Source organism: Pseudomonas sp. NFACC14, from assembly GCF_900106885.1.
Lineage (GTDB): Bacteria > Pseudomonadota > Gammaproteobacteria > Pseudomonadales > Pseudomonadaceae > Aquipseudomonas > Aquipseudomonas fluorescens_AA.
This window is the reverse complement of record NZ_FNOA01000042.1, coordinates 1-16,483: the sequence shown is the minus strand read 5'-3', so window position 1 is coordinate 16,483 and position 16,483 is coordinate 1. Positions and strand designations below refer to the sequence as shown.

At 63.3% G+C, this 16,483-nt stretch carries 6 protein-coding genes; 3 read left to right on the top strand and 3 right to left on the bottom strand.

Annotated features, from left to right (window positions below):
• The 3 genes from BLU85_RS29810 to BLU85_RS29800 form a co-directional block, all read right to left on the bottom strand.
• Positions 1-8,675 (bottom strand): non-ribosomal peptide synthetase (locus tag BLU85_RS29810; RefSeq protein WP_139212822.1); only part of this gene is annotated, 8,675 nt, incomplete at its 3' end.
• A 309-nt stretch (positions 8,676-8,984) separates the two neighbouring features.
• Entirely contained in the window at positions 8,985-10,685 is a 1,701-nt protein-coding gene (locus tag BLU85_RS29805) for a cyclic peptide export ABC transporter (protein WP_092205570.1), read from the bottom strand.
• Between the two features lie 34 nt (positions 10,686-10,719).
• Complete coding sequence (locus tag BLU85_RS29800) at positions 10,720-11,781, bottom strand: TauD/TfdA family dioxygenase (protein ID WP_092205571.1); 1,062 nt, start codon at positions 11,779-11,781, stop codon at positions 10,720-10,722.
• Positions 11,782-12,118: 337 nt separating this feature from the next.
• Between BLU85_RS29800 and syrB1 the strand changes: the two genes are divergently transcribed.
• Genes syrB1 through syrC form a run of 3 tightly spaced genes read left to right on the top strand, consistent with a single transcriptional unit; the run spans position 12,119 to position 16,191 of the window.
• Positions 12,119-13,966: a syringomycin E biosynthesis L-threonine--[L-threonyl-carrier protein] ligase SyrB1 gene (syrB1, locus tag BLU85_RS29795; protein ID WP_092205572.1), complete on the top strand. Its 1,848-nt coding sequence runs from the start codon at positions 12,119-12,121 to the stop codon at positions 13,964-13,966.
• A 17-nt stretch (positions 13,967-13,983) separates the two neighbouring features.
• Positions 13,984-14,919 carry a syringomycin E biosynthesis L-threonyl-[L-threonyl-carrier protein] 4-chlorinase SyrB2 gene (syrB2, locus tag BLU85_RS29790; protein WP_072412274.1) on the top strand — a complete coding sequence of 312 codons (936 nt, stop codon included), beginning with the start codon at positions 13,984-13,986 and terminating at the stop codon, positions 14,917-14,919.
• A 60-nt stretch (positions 14,920-14,979) separates the two neighbouring features.
• Positions 14,980-16,191: a syringomycin E biosynthesis aminoacyltransferase SyrC gene (gene syrC, locus BLU85_RS29785; RefSeq protein WP_092205573.1), complete on the top strand. Its 1,212-nt coding sequence runs from the start codon at positions 14,980-14,982 to the stop codon at positions 16,189-16,191.
• Positions 16,192-16,483: the final 292 nt, after the last annotated feature.

Genomic DNA, 16,483 nt, shown 5'->3' with positions numbered 1-16,483 from the left:
GGCACGGTGTTGATCAGGGTGATGTCGTGCTCGCCCTGCTGCAGTTCCAGCACATTCGTGACCACTTCGATGCTGCCGCCGGACGTCAGCGGTGCGAAGCATTCGTAGACCGCCAGGTCGAAGTTCAGCGACGTCGAGAACAGGGTTTTCGACAGGGTTTCAGCGTCAAAGGCGCCATGAGCCCAGGTGAGGAAGTTCACCGTGTTGCGATGTTCGATCATCACGCCTTTCGGCATACCGGTGGAACCGGAGGTGTAGATTACGTAGGCCAGGTGGGCCGAGGTCAGCTCGGGCACCTGTGGATTCGAGACGGACTCGTCCTGCCAGAGCCCGCTACCGAGGTCGATCACCGGCATCGACGCACCGGTCAACAACCCAACCGTTGCCGATTGGGCCAGCACCACCGCCGGCGCACTGTCTTCCAGCATGTAGGCAATCCGATCCGCCGGATAGGCCGGATCCAGCGGCACATAACCGCCACCCGCCTTCAAGATCGCCAGCAACCCAACGACCATGTCGAGACCACGCTCGACACAGATCGCCACCCGCGAATCCGGCCGCACGCCCTGCTTGCGCAGGTAATGCGCCAATCGGTTGGCTTGTTCATTGAGCTCGCCATAGCTCAGGCGTCGCTCGCCATGCAGCACCGCAGCAGCCTCAGGCGTACGCGCCACCTGATCCTCGAACAGTCCGTGAATGGTCTGCTCGAGAGGGAAATGAGCGGCGGTGCCGTTGAAGCCCTGCAACACCTGCCAGCGCTCGTGTTCAGACAGGATTTCCAGATCGTTGATCGCGGATCCCGGCGCACGCTCCAATGCATCCACCAGGCTCGCCAGGGCCGTCTGCATGTAGGCACCGACCTGACGGGCATCAACCCCGCCGGCCGTTTGCACGCTCAGCAGGAAGCCTTCGCCCTGATCGTCCACCGACAACATGCACGGATAGTTGGTCCGTTCCATGACCTCCAACACCTGCGTACCCGCCCAGCGGTCGACACTGTCGCCGTCCTGGAGCGGGCTGTGCCGGTAGTTCAGCAACGCACTGAACAGCGGCAGCGAAGCCGGCACGCCACTGCAACGCTGGGCCAATGCCAGCGAGGCGTGTTCGTGGCCCAACAGGGCCGTCAGGCGGGCGTGGGTCGCCTTGATCCCGGCACGCACGTCCTGCCCGCCCACGTTCACCCGCAACGGCAGGGTATTGATGAACATGCCCAGGGCGCGATCCGCGCCCTCGCCGCTCTGCATGCGCCCCAGCAGTACAGTGCCGAAGACCACATCCTCGCGGCCGGACACGCGCCCCAGTACCCTTGCCCACGCCAGGTGATGCAAGGCTGCCGCGCTCACGCCCAGTTGGCGCGCCCGCTGCCGCAGACGCCGGCAAAGATCCGGATCGAGGTTCAGCTTGACCTCTTCGATACCCCGGCCATCCCCCTGGACCTCCCGCAGGCCGAACGGCAGCGTCGGCTCGTCGACATCAGCGAGCATGTCGCGGAAAAAGCGCTCATGTTGCTCACGCGGCACGCCCAACAGTGTTTGCGCCACGTAATTACGGTAAGGCATGGCCGCTTCCAGGCGGTCGCCCTCGCCATTGAGGAACGCCAGCATTTCCTCCTGCATCACGTCCAGGGCGGTATGGTCCAGGGCGATATGGTGAAACAGCAGCACCGCGACCCAGCGCTGGTGCACACTGTCCCAGGCGCAGGCCAGGCGCATCAATGGCGCCTTGTCGAGGTCCAGTCGGCAATGGCGAGGGTCGAACATCCTTTGCAACTGCGCCGCGATATCGCCCCTGGCCGGGTCGAGGGCCTGCTCTTCGAGCGTCAACCGGCTCTGGCGCAGCACCACCTGCAATGGCGCCTCGAGGCCTTCGTGCAGCAGCGCGGTCCTGAGGATATCGTGCCGGTCGATCACCGCCTGCAAAGCCTCGACGAAGCCATCGAGTCGAGCACGGCTGTCCATGGCGAAGGTGGCTTGCAGCAGGTAAGGGTCGCCTTCTTCGGCAGCGATGTGGTGATAGAGAATGCCTTCCTGCAACGGCGCCAGCGGATAGATATCCTGCACATTGCCCGCGCCGCCCGGCACCGTGTCCACGATCCGGTCGAGGGTTTCCTGGTCCAGCCTCACCAGCGGCAGCATCGACGGAGTGATCCGTTCGCACCCCGTAGCAATACCGTTGGCCGGCACACTCACCTCGGTACGACCGCCCACTGCCGCCGCCAGGGCGGCCAAGGTAGGCTGACCGAACAGCACCCGCACATCGGCGCTCAGCCCAGCCTTGCGCATCAGTTCGATCAGTTTTACCGCCAGCAGCGAATGCCCGCCCAGTTCGAAGAAATGATCGTGTCGCCCCACCTGCCCGACACCGAGCACATCAGCCCACAACCCTGCCAGTGTGGTCTCCACCTCGCCCAGTGGCGCTTCATATGCACGGCTGGCGAAGGCGTCCGCTTCCGGGGCCGGCAGCGCGCGGCGGTCGAGTTTGCCGTTGGGCGACAAGGGCAGTTTGTCCAGGCGCACGTAGGCCGCCGGAACCATGTAGTCCGGCAGCAGCGCCTGCAAGTGCGCACGCAGTGCATCGGCCTCCGGCGCCGCATCCTCCACCTGGGCGGTGATGTAGGCCACCAGGCGTTTCTCGCCGGGTTGGTCTTCACGGGCGACAACAACCGCCTCCTTTACTTCGCCGTGCTGGCAGAGTCGGGACTCGATCTCACCCAGCTCGACACGGAAACCACGGATCTTGATCTGGTCGTCGTTGCGTCCCAGGTACTCGATATGACCATCGGGCAAGTAGCGGCCCAGGTCACCGGTCTTGTACAGGCGCGCCTGTTCATCGGCCGCGAACGGATCGCGGACGAAGCGCTCGGCGGTCAAGTCATCGCGGTTCAGGTAGCCACGGGCAACACAGATGCCGCCGATGTGGATCTCGCCGGCTACACCGACCGGAACCGGTTGCTGCTGTGCGTCCAGCAAATGGATACGGGTGTTGGCCACCGGCTGCCCGATGGCCGGCAGCGTCGGCCAGGCGGCGACATCGTCCGGCAGCGTCAGGGCGGTGGTGACGTGGGACTCGGTCGGCCCATAGTGGTTATGCAGGCGACAGCCATCAAGGCGCTCGAACAATGCACGGATCTGTGGGGTGATGCGCAATTGTTCGCCGGCGGTGATGACATCTTTCAAGTCGCAGGTCAGCCGAGTGCCTTCACGCTCGCCGGCGACCGCTTCGGCCAGGGCTTGCAGGGCGATGCACGGCAGGTACAGGCGTTCGATGCGCTGTTGGCAGATGTGTTCGAACAGGCGGTGGAAATTCAGGCGGATGTCGGCATGGATCAGCGACAGCTCCCCGCCGGCACACAAGGTGCTGAAGACTTCCTGGAACGCCACGTCGAAGCCGAGTGCGGCAAACTGCAAGGTACGCGCAGCGGCGCGACCCTGCTGCGCGGCTTGGTCGATCTGCCACTGCATCAGGTTGACCAGGGGGCGGTGCGCCATCGCCACGCCCTTGGGCTGGCCGGTGGAGCCGGAGGTGTAAATGACATACGCCAGGCTGTCGGGGTTCAGGCCGCTCACCTGTGCGTCCGGGTTGGTGAACGGCTGCCGGTCGATGCCGGCGACTTCACGGTCCTCATCGTCGAGCAGCAAGGCCGGCACGCCCGCCGCTGGGAAGCGTTCCTGCAGGCTGCGCTGGGTCAGCAGCACCTTCGGTGCGCTGTCCTCCAGCATGTAGCCCAGGCGCTCGGCCGGGTAAGCAGGATCGAGCGGCACATAACCGGCCCCGGCCTTGAGGATACCCACCAGGCCCGCCACCATTTCCAGGCCGCGTTCCACGCAGATCGCCACCCGGTCGTCGGCACGGATACCCCACTCGATCAAACGATGGGCGATCTGATTGGACAGCCGATTCAGCTCGCCGTAGCTCAGGCGCTGCCCCTGATACGTCAGCGCGACGGCCTCAGGCCGAGCTTCGGCATGGGCCTCGAACAGCTGATGGACCAGTAGCCCCGACGGGTACACCGCATCGAAGGCGTTGAAATCGTGCAGCAATCGCTGGCGTTCGCTGACGGGAACAAAGGCCAACGTGTGCAGTGGGATGTTGCCATCCTGGTCGAGGGCATCGGCCAATGCTTCGAGCACGGTGTGCACGTAGCCGCAAACCCGTTGCGCACCGATCCCGGCCACGGCTTGCACGGTCAGTCCAAACGAATCACCGAGGTCATCCACCGACAGCGACAGCGGGTAGTTGGTCCGTTCTTCGCCGCCGAGAATTTGCGCACCGGCCCAGACTCTTGCCTGGCCCGCATCCTCGCTCGCCTGTGCCGCCACGGCGGTCTGCCGATAGTTCATCAGCGCACTGAACAGCGGCGCCGGCGCCGCAACGCCACTGCACCGCTGCGCCAACGACAACGGCGCATGTTCGTGACCCAGCAGCGCCGCCAGGCGGCCATGGGTCGTCTGCAACGCGGCCAGCACCCCCTGGTCCCCCGCCTCGACCCGCAACGGCAAGGTGTTGACGAACATGCCCAAGGCATGTCCGGCCTCCTGTCCGCTGTGCAACCGGCCCATCAATACGGTGCCGAACACCACGTCCTGACGGCTGGACAAGCGCCCCACCACCTGGCCCCAGGCCAAGTGGTGCAGGCTGGCGGTGCTCACCCCCAGGCGCCGGGCCTGGGCACGCAGACGCCGGGCCAGCCCGACCTCCAGCGACAGCGTCGCCTCTTCGATGCCGCTGCCGTCGCCCTGCACATCCTGCAGGCCGAACGGCAGCGTCGGCTCGTCCACGTCGCCGAGCATCTCGCTGAAGAACGCCTCATGGTGCTCGGGATGATTGTCCAGGCGGACCTGAGCCACATAGTTGCGATAAGGCACCGACGCCGGCAGCTCCGTCGCACGACCTTGCAGGTACGCGTCGATTTCCTTGCCCAGCATGCCAAGGGAGGTCGCGTCATCGATCAGGTGATGGAACAGCAGTACCGCCACCCAACTGCCGCTGGCGACATCTTCGGCGAAGTGAATACGCATCATCGGCGCCTGGCGCAGATCGAAGCGGGTGTGACGAGGATCGAAGCGGACCTGCAACTGGCCGGCGATATCGCCTTCGGCCGGGTCCATGACCAGCTCTTCGACCCTCAGGCGCGCCTCGCGCCAAACCACCTGTACCGGTTCGCCGAGCCCTTCCCACGCCACCGAGGTGCGCAGGATGTCGTGCCGTGCGATGACCGCCTGCAAGGCTTGCGCGAACGCGTCCAACTGCTGGCGACTACCGAAGCGCAGCAGGGCCTGCAACAGGTATGGATCGCCTTCGCGGGTCGCCAGGTGGTGATAGAGAATGCCCTCCTGCAACGGCACCAGGCCGTAGATATCCTGCACATTGTCCGCGCCGCCCGGCACGGTTGCGACAATGCGATCGATTTCGTCCTGGGTCAGGGTCGCCAGGGGCAGCATGTCCGGGGTAATGCGCTCGACGTCGCGGGGAATCCGATTCTCCGGCACCACCACTGCGCCGCGGGTGCTCGTGGCAGCGGCCAGGGTCTCCAGCGTCGGCTGGCCGAACAGCACGCCCACGTCAGCGTTCAGGTCCAGCTGACGCATGCGTTCGATCAGCTTGACCGCCAGCAGCGAGTGGCCGCCCAGCTCGAAGAAACGGTCGTGACGACCCACCTGCTCGACCCCAAGCAGCTCGGCCCACAAAGCGGCCAGGGTGATTTCCACCTGGCCCACCGGCGCTTCATAGCTGCGTCGGGCAAATGCCTGCGAATCGGGAGCCGGCAGCGCCTTGCGGTCGAGCTTGCCGTTGGTGGTCAGCGGGAAGGCTTCGAGCATCACGAAGGCGCTCGGCACCATGTAGTCCGCCAGCGAGCCCAGCAGCTCGCTGCGCAACTCGCCCGCAGACACGCAGGCGCCGTCTTCGGCAAGCACATAGGCCACCAGTCGCTTGTCCCCCGGCTCGTCTTCCCGGGCGATCACCACGGCGTCGCGCACTTTTGCGCAGGCCGTCAGCCTCGCTTCGACTTCACCCAGCTCGATACGGAAGCCGCGAATTTTCACCTGCTCATCGTTGCGCCCAAGGTACTGCAGTTCGCCGTTGTGCAACCAGCGACCGAGGTCGCCGGTACGGTACATCCGCGCGTTCGCACCGGTGTCGAACGGATCGGGCAGGAACCGCGTTGCGTTGAGCTCCGGCCGGTTCAGGTAGCCTCGCGCCACACCGGCGCCCCCTACGTACAACTCGCCCTCCACCCCCTTGGGCACCGACTTGCCGTACTTGTCCAGCAGGTACAGGCGCAAATCGGGAATGCGCTTACCGATCGGGCTGACACCAATCAACTGGGCATCGGCCGCTTGCAACGCACGATACGTCACATGCACCGTGGTTTCGGTGATGCCGTACATGTTCACCAATTGCGTACCGGCATTGACTGCCCGGGCATACCACGGTTTGAGGATGCCGGTTTCCAAGGCCTCGCCACCGAAGATCACCTGGCGCAGGCTGTGGGTCAGCTCGCTCTCGCCCTGGGCCGCGATCAACTGGCGGAACGCGCTTGGCGTCTGGTTCAACACCGTGACACCGGCCTCGCACAACAGCGCATAGCAGTCCTGCGGCGAACGGCTGACCAGCTGCGGCACCACCAGCAGACGACCGCCGTGGGTCAGTGCGCCCCAGATTTCCCAGACCGAGAAGTCGAAGGCGAAGGAATGGAACAGCGCCCAGACGTCCTGCGGGCCGAAATCGAACCAAGGGTGCGTGGCCGAGAACAGCCGCGCGACGTTGCGGTGCTCGACCATCACCCCTTTGGGCAAGCCGGTCGAGCCCGAGGTGTAGATCACGTAGGCCAGGTGATGGGATGCCAGGGTGCCGATATTCGGATCATGCCGTGGCTGCTCGGTAAAACCTGCGGCTTCCGGCTGATCGAGCAGCAGCACCGGGACAGCCGGCGCAGGCACCTGGGCTTGCAGCGCCGCTTGGGTCAGCAACGCCACCGGCGAGCTGTCCTCGAGCATGAAGGCCAGGCGGTCCAGGGGATAGGCCGGGTCGAGCGGCACATAGCCAGCGCCGGACTTCAGGATACCCAACAAGCCAACGATCATGTCCAGGCCGCGTTCGACGCAGATGGCCACCCGGTCATCCGGAAATACACCCAGGGCCAGCAGCCGATGGGCGACCTGGTTCGCCCGGGTATTCAGCTCGCCGTAGGTCAGAGTCCGGCCTTCATGAACCACCGCCACCGCGCCAGGCTGCGCGGCGGCCCGGGCTTCGAACAGGCCATGGATCGTGCGGTCGTGCTCATACCGCTGCGCATCGCTCGTGTTCCAGGCCCGGAGCAAGCGGGCTTCAGCCGGTGTCGGCAGGACAAAGTCCTGGATCGGCAGCGTATCGTCACCCAGTCCCTGCTCCAGCACATGGACGAAGCGTTCGGCCATTGCCTCGATTTCATCGGCCTGCAGGAACGCCTGGTTGTAGATCCAGTGCACCCAAGCATTTTTCTGGTTGGGGTTGGTCCGGAAATGGATCGCCAGGGGCATCTGTTCCTGGCCGTTGGAACTCTTCACCGAATAGGCCGTGGCGTCGCCGAACCGGTATAGATAGTTCTCTTCCTCGTAGGAGAACGACACATCGAACAGCTGGGCACGATTGTCACGGCGCAGCTCCAGGGAGCGGTGAATGTCGCTTAAAGGAAACCGCTGGTAGCGATAGTCCTGCTTGAGCGCGCGCGCCACCTCTTGGATCAGCTCGCCGAACGACAGATCATCGGCGAATCTCAAGCGCATGGCACTGACCTGGGTGAACAACCCCACGGTTTGCTTGAAGGTCGAATTGGAGCGATTGAGGATCGGCAGGCCCACCACCAGCTCGTCGCGCTGGGTCGTACGGACAAAGTACACGTACAACGTCGCCAGCAGCACCGGGAAACGCGAAACCTGATGGGTCAGCGCCAGGGCGTCTATCCGCTCGTTCAGCGTCTGTGGGAACGGCGTCATGGCATGGGCGCTGGGCACCACGGGCGCGGCGTAGCGATCACGGTAACGGGCGGTGAACAATGGATCCGGCACATCCCGGTATTTGTCGAGCCAGTAGGCCTGGTCCCGCTGGAAACGGTCCGAGTCGTGGTAACGGGCATCATCCTCGATGAACCCGGCATAGGACGGTGCCGACAGGTCAGGCTCGCGGTTTTCCTCCAGCGCGTTGTACAGGTCACTGAGGGAAGCGAGCATCAGGTTGATGCCCCAGCCGTCCTGGATAATGTGGTGCAAGTTGACGACGAAATAGAACGAAGCGTCATTGAGCTTGACCAGGTAGAAGCGGAACAGCGGCCCCTTATCGAGCTCAAATGCCACTTCCAGCCCCTGTTGCACCCAGGTCTGGGCCGCAATCTGCGGCTCGGGGCGAGTTGAGAGGTCGATCAGCGGTACCCGCACCTCCAGCGACTCGACCAAGGTCTGCATGGGCACGCCGTCGCCACCGACGTCGCAATGCAGGACCGTGCGCAAGGCATCGTGCTTGCGGACCAACAGTTCGACTGCCCGCTGGATACGTTCAGGATCGACGGTACCCTGGATATGAACGTAGCCACCCACGGTGTACAAGGGCGAATCGCCCTTGGTCATCTGGTCCAGCCAGATATCCCGCTGGGAAGCCGTCAGCGGATAGGTCGCAGCAAGTTCCAGGGGCTGGTTCATACGCGGCCTCCTGTCACTTGCACGCCGACAGGCTCTGGATGACGGCTGGCCGAAAGGCCCATTGCGATAACAACGCCCACAGCAAAGAAAAATGTCATACGTTCCTTCTCAGATATTTGTCAGTGCTGCCCGGGACAAACGCAGCAGGGCACGCCTGGAGTTGATGATGCGGATCCGCGCAGACAGCCAGCGCCACCCGGCAGGAGGTCCACTGCTGTCGGGCGGGTTGATGTCAGGCGTCTTTCACGGGTTGGCGGGGATGTTGTCGCGACAACATCGCCAGCCGGACGGTGCAGTCAGAACAGCCATTCAGGCGCGCTTGTCGCGAATGGCGCAGTTGATATCGGAGACGATGTGCCCGTCCGCCAGCTTGATGATCCGGTCGGCCAGCTGGAAGTACTGGTCGTCATGGGTAATGATCAGCACCGTCTTGCCGCGCCGCTTGAGATCGGGCAGCAGTTCTTCGTAGAAGAACTTCTTGAACGGCGGGTCCTGGTCGGCCGCCCATTCGTCGAGCACGTACACCGGTCGGTCCTCCATGTAGGCACATACCAGGGCCAGGCGTTTCTGCTGGCCATAGGACAACGCCTTGAGGGTCGAATAACCGAGCCCTTCGATCTTGATCTTGTCGGCCAACCCGAGGGTTTCCAGGTATTTGCTCGCCAGGTCCGGGCTGCCATCCTCTTCGTCGGGGCCAATGAGGCGATTGAACAGATGAAAATCCGAGAACACCGCGGAAAACAGATCACGGTATTCACTGCGGCTCTCGTCGGTGATCGCCACGCCGTCGAGCAGCACCTCGCCGCTCTGCGGGATGTAGAGCCCGCATAACACCTTGGCCAGGGTGCTCTTGCCGCAACCGTTGCCGCCAACGATGTAGATCAATTCACCCGCCTGTACCATCAGGTCGATGGGGCCCAGGGAGAAACCGCTTCCAGCCTGCGGGTCCTGATAATGCATCCGCACGCCCTTCAACTCGATGCTGCCCCAGGTCTTCTTGTGCTCGAGCAGATGCACCTTCGGTGTTTCGACCGCAACGGGTTCAGGATGCGGATCATTGATCGAGAAACCGAATTCCGCGAGCCGGGTACAGGCGACCTTGCCCGCCGCCAGCACCGGCATCGCCCCCACCAACAGCGACAGCGGCCCCATGATGTAGAGCACCGCCAGCACACTGGCAGTCATCACCTTGGGATCGACCGTGCTGACCAGCGGCGCGGCGAACAGCAGGCAACCGATCAGCAACGACAGGGTGAACTGGCCCACGTTATCGGCGGCGGTGTACCACAGGCGCTCGACGAAGTTGTAGCGCGCCACCCGGGTCGAAGACGCCTCGATGGCGGAGCGGCCGAACCAGCGGCGACGGATGCCGTTGAGTTTCAGCTCCTTGAGGCCGAACACCAGGGCATGGGTGTATTCGTTGAACGCGGTGAACTCGTCCCGAACCCGATTGGTGGACCTCACGCCGCTGGCGAAGAAGAACAGGTACAAGCCCACGCCCAGGATCATCAGCGAAACCGTCAAGGCCAGGACCACCCACGACAGGTACGCCAGGTAGGCAATACCGAACAGGAAGACCGTCGTTTCTACCAGCACCGTGGGCATGACGATCAGCGTCGTGTTCAGTTGCGGGATATCGTTGGTCAACATCGTCAGCACATTGGGCGGGCCGCGCCGGTCCACTTCTTCCAGTGGCGTGGCGAGAATCTTGCGACACAGCGCAATGCGCAACCGAGTCATGATGCGCATGCTGGCGTAGGCCGGGAACAAGGCCGCGCCGTTGCGCAGGATCAGCGCCGTGGCACTGAGGCCGATGAACCAATACAGCGCCTGCAGGCGCGATCCATCATTGTGGATGGCGTCGTTGATCACACTCACCACCGCGATGGACGCCACCCCGCTGATGACACCGCAAACCAACGTAAAGAGCGTCAGCCAGGGATGGTTACGCCACAACAGGCGCATGACCGAGCCCGCCTTGGGCTTCTTCGCTTTCTTCTCTTCTTTCATGGGTTGCTATCCTTCAATGGAGTCGCGAAAGGGCTCACGCCGGTCGCCATACGTCGCCCCGGGCGGTCATTTCGCCCATCGCCACAACGATGAGGCGTGGTTCCTCGTAAGGGTCGCGAGCGTGGGCGGCCAACATGTTGTCGAGCATCACCACATCGCCCTTGCGCCAGGCGAACCTGACCGCACAGGCCTCATAGGCCTCGCCGAGCAACGCCATGACGTCGTCTTCAATCGGCGTTCCATCGCCATAACTGACCATGCGCGGCAGACGATCGGCGCCGAACATATCAAGCAGGTCTTCGCGCATTTCCTCGCCAAGACAGAACGGATGGTGCAGCTGTACCTGGTTGAAAAAAGCCCGCTCCCCGGTCACCGGATGTTGGATAACCGCTGGACAGAGGGTGCGCACCTGCAGGGTTTCGTCGTCGAGCCATTCGAAATCGGTGCCCTGTTCCCGGCATCGCTGTTCGACGGCCGCGCGGTCGCTGGTACCGAAGAACGATGCCCAGCTCGGCTCGACGCCAGCGGTAAAGGTGCGGCTGTACATCAGGCCTTTTTGTTCGAATCGAGCCACCACCTGTGGCGGCAGGCTTTGCAGCACTTGGCGGATGTCGGCCAGCGGCGTCGCACCGCCAACCCGTGACGGCTGCTCGCAATAGAACCATTGCTTGCGCGGCCAGCTTTCCAGGTGCGAGCTCTCGTTGTGATACAGGATCATCTCGCGCTCGGGATATGGCGTGGAGCGGTAGACGTTGCGTCCGCCCTCCTTCTTCGGCAAGTCGCCGTAGCTGCCGTGCAACCCGGGCGACAAGGCTTCGGCGAACGCCTCGAAGGCCGGCACCGAGCCGAGGTCAAAGCCACGAAACAGCACCGCGCCGTGGCGACACAGCAACGCCTCGATGGCCTCGCGATGGGTATTGGCCCACAGCGAAGGATCCAGCTCCGGTTCGATCGGTTCGATCACCACCGGCAAACTCAAATCGTCGGCGAGCAATGACAGCCTGACCGATTCGCCGGCCCCCTGACCTGGCCAGACAAGCGAATCCGCGATCCCGTCAGCGGGCATGACGGGCGATGCGTCAGTTTGAAGACTCATGAATAACTCCTGAATCACGGATCGTCGGATCCACGTCGCAGGGCCGGACCAATGCGCCCCACCATCGGGCAAGGATAAAAACACTGATCCGGGGTGATGTCTGGCACCGCAAACCGGGACAGAGGGGGTCAGGGAGGTTGCCCGGGCCGTTTGCGGAGCGGCTGATCCTTGTCCCCATTTCCCGCGACAGACGCCGGCACGAAGTCGGTGCTGAAATGCGTCAGCTGCGAATTGCACAGGTACCGCAAACGATGCCGTGGGTCGCAGTGACGTCTCGAGCACATCGGTTTGCGACACGCAAACACGCTGTGCCTGGCATTTAACAGGAGCGTTAGTCATGCCGATTAAGAACACTGGCGGATCGGTCAACCCCGCGCCAGCCCCCCTCACGCCCGGTGCATTCTTGCATGAAACATTCGTCGCCCGGGCCCGTGAATTCCCTGAGCGAACCGCGGTTTCAGACGCCTCTCGCTCATTGAGCTACGCACAACTCGACACGGTTTCGTCGCAGCTGGCGGCCAGGCTTCGCCAGGAAGGCGTCCAGGACGGCATGCTGGTGGGGATGTGCCTGCCACGTGGCGTCGACCTGGTCATCAGCCTGCTGGGTATCCTCAAGGCCGGCGGCGCCTACGTCCCGGTCGACCCGCAGTACCCCGGTAAACGTATCGAACACATCGTGCGCGACAGCGGCCTGGGCCTGATGATCGGTGAACTCGCCGACCTGCCGCCGAGCGCGTCCGTACGTGTCCTGTCCCTGGCCGAGCTGCTGGCCGGCCCGGCCTTGCAAGCGCCGCCCGCCAACGACCGACGCAACCCCGACGAGGCCGCGGCCTATGTCATCTACACCTCCGGGTCCACCGGTGAGCCCAAGGGCGTATTGGTGGCGCACGGTAACGTCAGCCGCCTGTTGGAAAGTACCCAACGTTCGTTCGCCTTCACCGAAAACGACGTCTGGTCGATGTTCCACTCCATCGGTTTCGATTTTTCGGTGTGGGAAATCTGGGGCGCCCTCGCCCACGGCGGCCACGTCGCCGTGGTGCCCTACGATGTTTCGCGCTCGCCAAGTGGCACGCGTCAATGGCTGGCCGACCAGGGCGTGACGGTCCTGAGCCAGACGCCATCGGCGTTCCGCGGCCTGGATGAGGCGGACCGCTCTGCCAGTGCGCCACTGGCCCTGCGCTATGTGGTGTTCGGCGGCGAGGCGCTGCCCGCCACCGTCCTGCGGCCGTGGGTTGAGCGCCATGGCGATCAGAAGCCGGCCTTGATCAACATGTACGGCATCACCGAAGCCACCGTCCACACCACCTTCAAACGCGTGCGTGGCCAGGACCTGGAAAGCGCCGCCATGGTGTCCATCGGTGCGCCGCTGGACGGCTGGCGCCTGCACCTGCTCGACGCCGATCAACAACCGGTGTCCCAAGGCAACGCCGGTGAGCTGTACATCGAAGGCGCCGGGGTCGCCCTGGGCTACCTGAATCGTCCCGCCCTGAACGCCGAGCGCTTCGTCCAGCTACCAGGCACTTCGAGCCGTGCCTATCGCACCGGTGACCTGCTGGTACTGGGAGACGATGGCGAGTACCGCTACGCCGGTCGTTGCGATGAACAACTGAAGATCCGCGGCTTCCGCATCGAGCCGGGCGAAGTCGAGGCATGCCTGCAAGCCGGCCCCGCCGTAGCCGCCGCCCACGTGGCCGGTCATGATTACGGCGATGGCGACTGGCGCCTGGTCACCTACGTGGTGCCGACCCATGGCGTGGCGGCCTGGACCGAACAGGTGCGCAGCGAAGTGGCCGCACAGGTGGCCGCGAACCTGCCGGACTACATGCGCCCCTCGGCCTACATCCCACTGGCCGCGTTGCCGGTCACCGACCACGGCAAGATCGACAAGGGCCGCCTGCCCTCGCCCGACTCCACCACCTCGACCGTGGACCACACCAGCGAACCGGACCTCACCGAACAGGAGCAGTTCGTGCTCAAGGTCTGGTCGGACGACCTCGGCCTGAAGAACATCGGCCTGAACGATGATTTCTTCGACTTCGGCGGCACCTCCCTGGCCCTGATCCGCTCGTTGAGCACGCTCAAGGCCCATTACCGAGTCAACCTCGACCCAGGTGTGCTGGCAGATGGCGCGACCGCCAAAGTGTTGGCCGGCTGTATCCAGCGCTCCCTTGTTCAAGCCCATTGATCGAAAAGGAAAAGCTCATGAGCAAAAAATTCGCCCTGACCCCGGAAGAACGTGCGTCCTTTGAAAAGAACGGCTTCATCGGACCGTTCGACGCCTATTCGCCAGAAGAAATGAAAGAAACCTGGAAGCGCACCCGCCTGCGCCTGCTCGACCGCAGCGCCGCGGCCTACCAGGACCTGGATGCGATCTCCGGCGGCACCAACATTGCCAACTACGATCGCCACCTGGACGACGAATTCCTCGCCAGCCACATCTGCCGTCCGCAGATCTGCGACCGCGTCGAGAGCATCCTCGGCCCGGACGTGTTGTGCTGGCGCACTGAGTTCTTCCCTAAATACCCGGGCGACGAAGGCACCGACTGGCACCAGGCCGACACCTTCGCCAACGCCTCGGGCAAGCCGCAGATTCTCTGGCCGGAAAACGAGGACTTCGGCGGCACCATCACCGTCTGGACCGCCTTCACCGACGCCAACATCGCCAACGGTTGCCTGCAGTTCATTCCCGGCACCCAGAACAGCATGAACTACGACGAAACCAAGCGCATGGCCTACGATCCCGATGCCAACAACAGCTCGGTGGTCAAGGATGGTGTGCGGCGCGGTTTCTTCGGCTACGACTATCGCCAGCTGCAGATCGACGAAAACTGGAAGCCCGACGAAGCCTCCGCCGTGCCCATGCAGATGAAAGCCGGCCAGTTCATCATTTTCTGGTCGACCCTGATGCACGCCTCCTATCCCCACAGCGGCGAGTCCCAGGACATGCGCATGGGCTTCGCCTCGCGTTATGTACCGTCGTTCGTGAAGATCTACCCGGACTCCGACCACATCGAGGAATACGGTGGACGTATCAGCCTTGAAAAGTACGGCGCGGTGCAGGTCATCGGCGAGACGACCCCTGCATACAATCGCCTTGTCACCCACACGACCCGAGGCAAGAAGTTCGAAGCCGTCTGATCTTTTCAATGCCATATGACAGTTGGCATGCGCAACGTGCCTGACAGGAGTCCCCAATCCATGACTACTTCCACCGACGCAGCGACGCGCCTGTGTGAGACCGTAAGGATGCTTAGGCACCTTGCCATCCATTTGCCCGATCCTATCTGCCTGAGCTTTTTGGCCCAGGGCAGTGACGTGGCGCCCGACCAGGCTTCCTCCAGCGTGAGAGCCACGGAACGCGCGGTCAGCGCCGCGTTCGCCAGGATCGGCGTCAAAGCCGTGCAGTACGTGCATGACGGCGAGGCGCAGCTGTCGTCTTTCGAGATGTTCATCAGCAAGAAAATCTGCCAGGCGCTCGAGTTTGCCTATGACCACTTCGACGATGTCGACAGTGCCAAGGACTTCGGGCGCCTGGTCAGACACTTCGATTTCAGCGGTGCCGTGCCCGAGGTCGAGACACTGCACCTGATTACCCGCGACAACGTGGCGCTGTCGGTGCATGCCAGCACTGATCGAAACCGCCCGGCCATCGTCCTCGCCCTGCCCTGCGGCATGCCGTTCGACTTGTGTCGCGACTGGTTCAATGCACTGAGCGAAAGGTTCTTCGTGGTCACCTGGGAAACCCGCGGGCTGTTCGGTTCCTGCACCTCGTTCGATCAGTTGTCCGTGGACACCGATGCCCAGGTGGGCGACCTGATCAATGTGATGAACCACTATGGCCTGCAAAGCGCGCACTTGATGGGTATCTGCGGTGGCGCGGTGATCGCCCTCAGCGCGGCGGCCATCCACACCGACCGGGTCAACTCTCTGAGCCTGTGGCACGGCGATTACAATCTGGGAGACGACAGCCTGCGCACCACCCACCAGCAGAACTTCGAGTGGCTGATGGAGTCGGCCGCCGTGGACCGCAACGAAGCCAGCGACCTGCAGGCGTTGTTCCTGGACCAGGCGACCCTGGCGACCATTCCGGACTCCATCGCCCATGCGGCGCTCTACCCCTATGTCAACGAAGAGCTGTTCTATCGCTATGCGCGACTCAACGATGCGCTGAACAAGACTGAGTTGAAGTCGCGGCTGGAGCAGATCACGGCGCCCACCCTGGTCGTCGCCGGCGACGCCGATGAAACCACCCACATTGGCGGCTCCAAGCACATTGCCGAGTCCATCAGTGACGCCTTGCTGCATGTGGAGCGTAATGGCAGCCATCTGGCGTTCTTCGAGTCGACCCATCGCTCGAAACACACCGCCTTCCACTTCCTGGAATCGACCCTCGAATCGACGGTGGTCTGACTCACCGGATAGGGCGCAGTGCAAAACCCCTGGGAGCTGGGCTTGCTCGGCTCCCACATGGGTCTTCGATTCAGCGCCCGCCCACATGGATTCTTGGGAACCCACAAACTCAGCATCCCCCCACAATCCTTTGTGGGAGCTGAGCTTGCTCGCGATAGCGGTGGACCAGCTTGCATCGGGATTGACTGCGCCGCCGTCATCGCGAGCAAGCTGAACTGGCCTAATGATTTTGGACACTTCAATCGGGCGCTATGATGGCGCCCAAATCTGAGGTGTTTTTGGTTATGCGTAA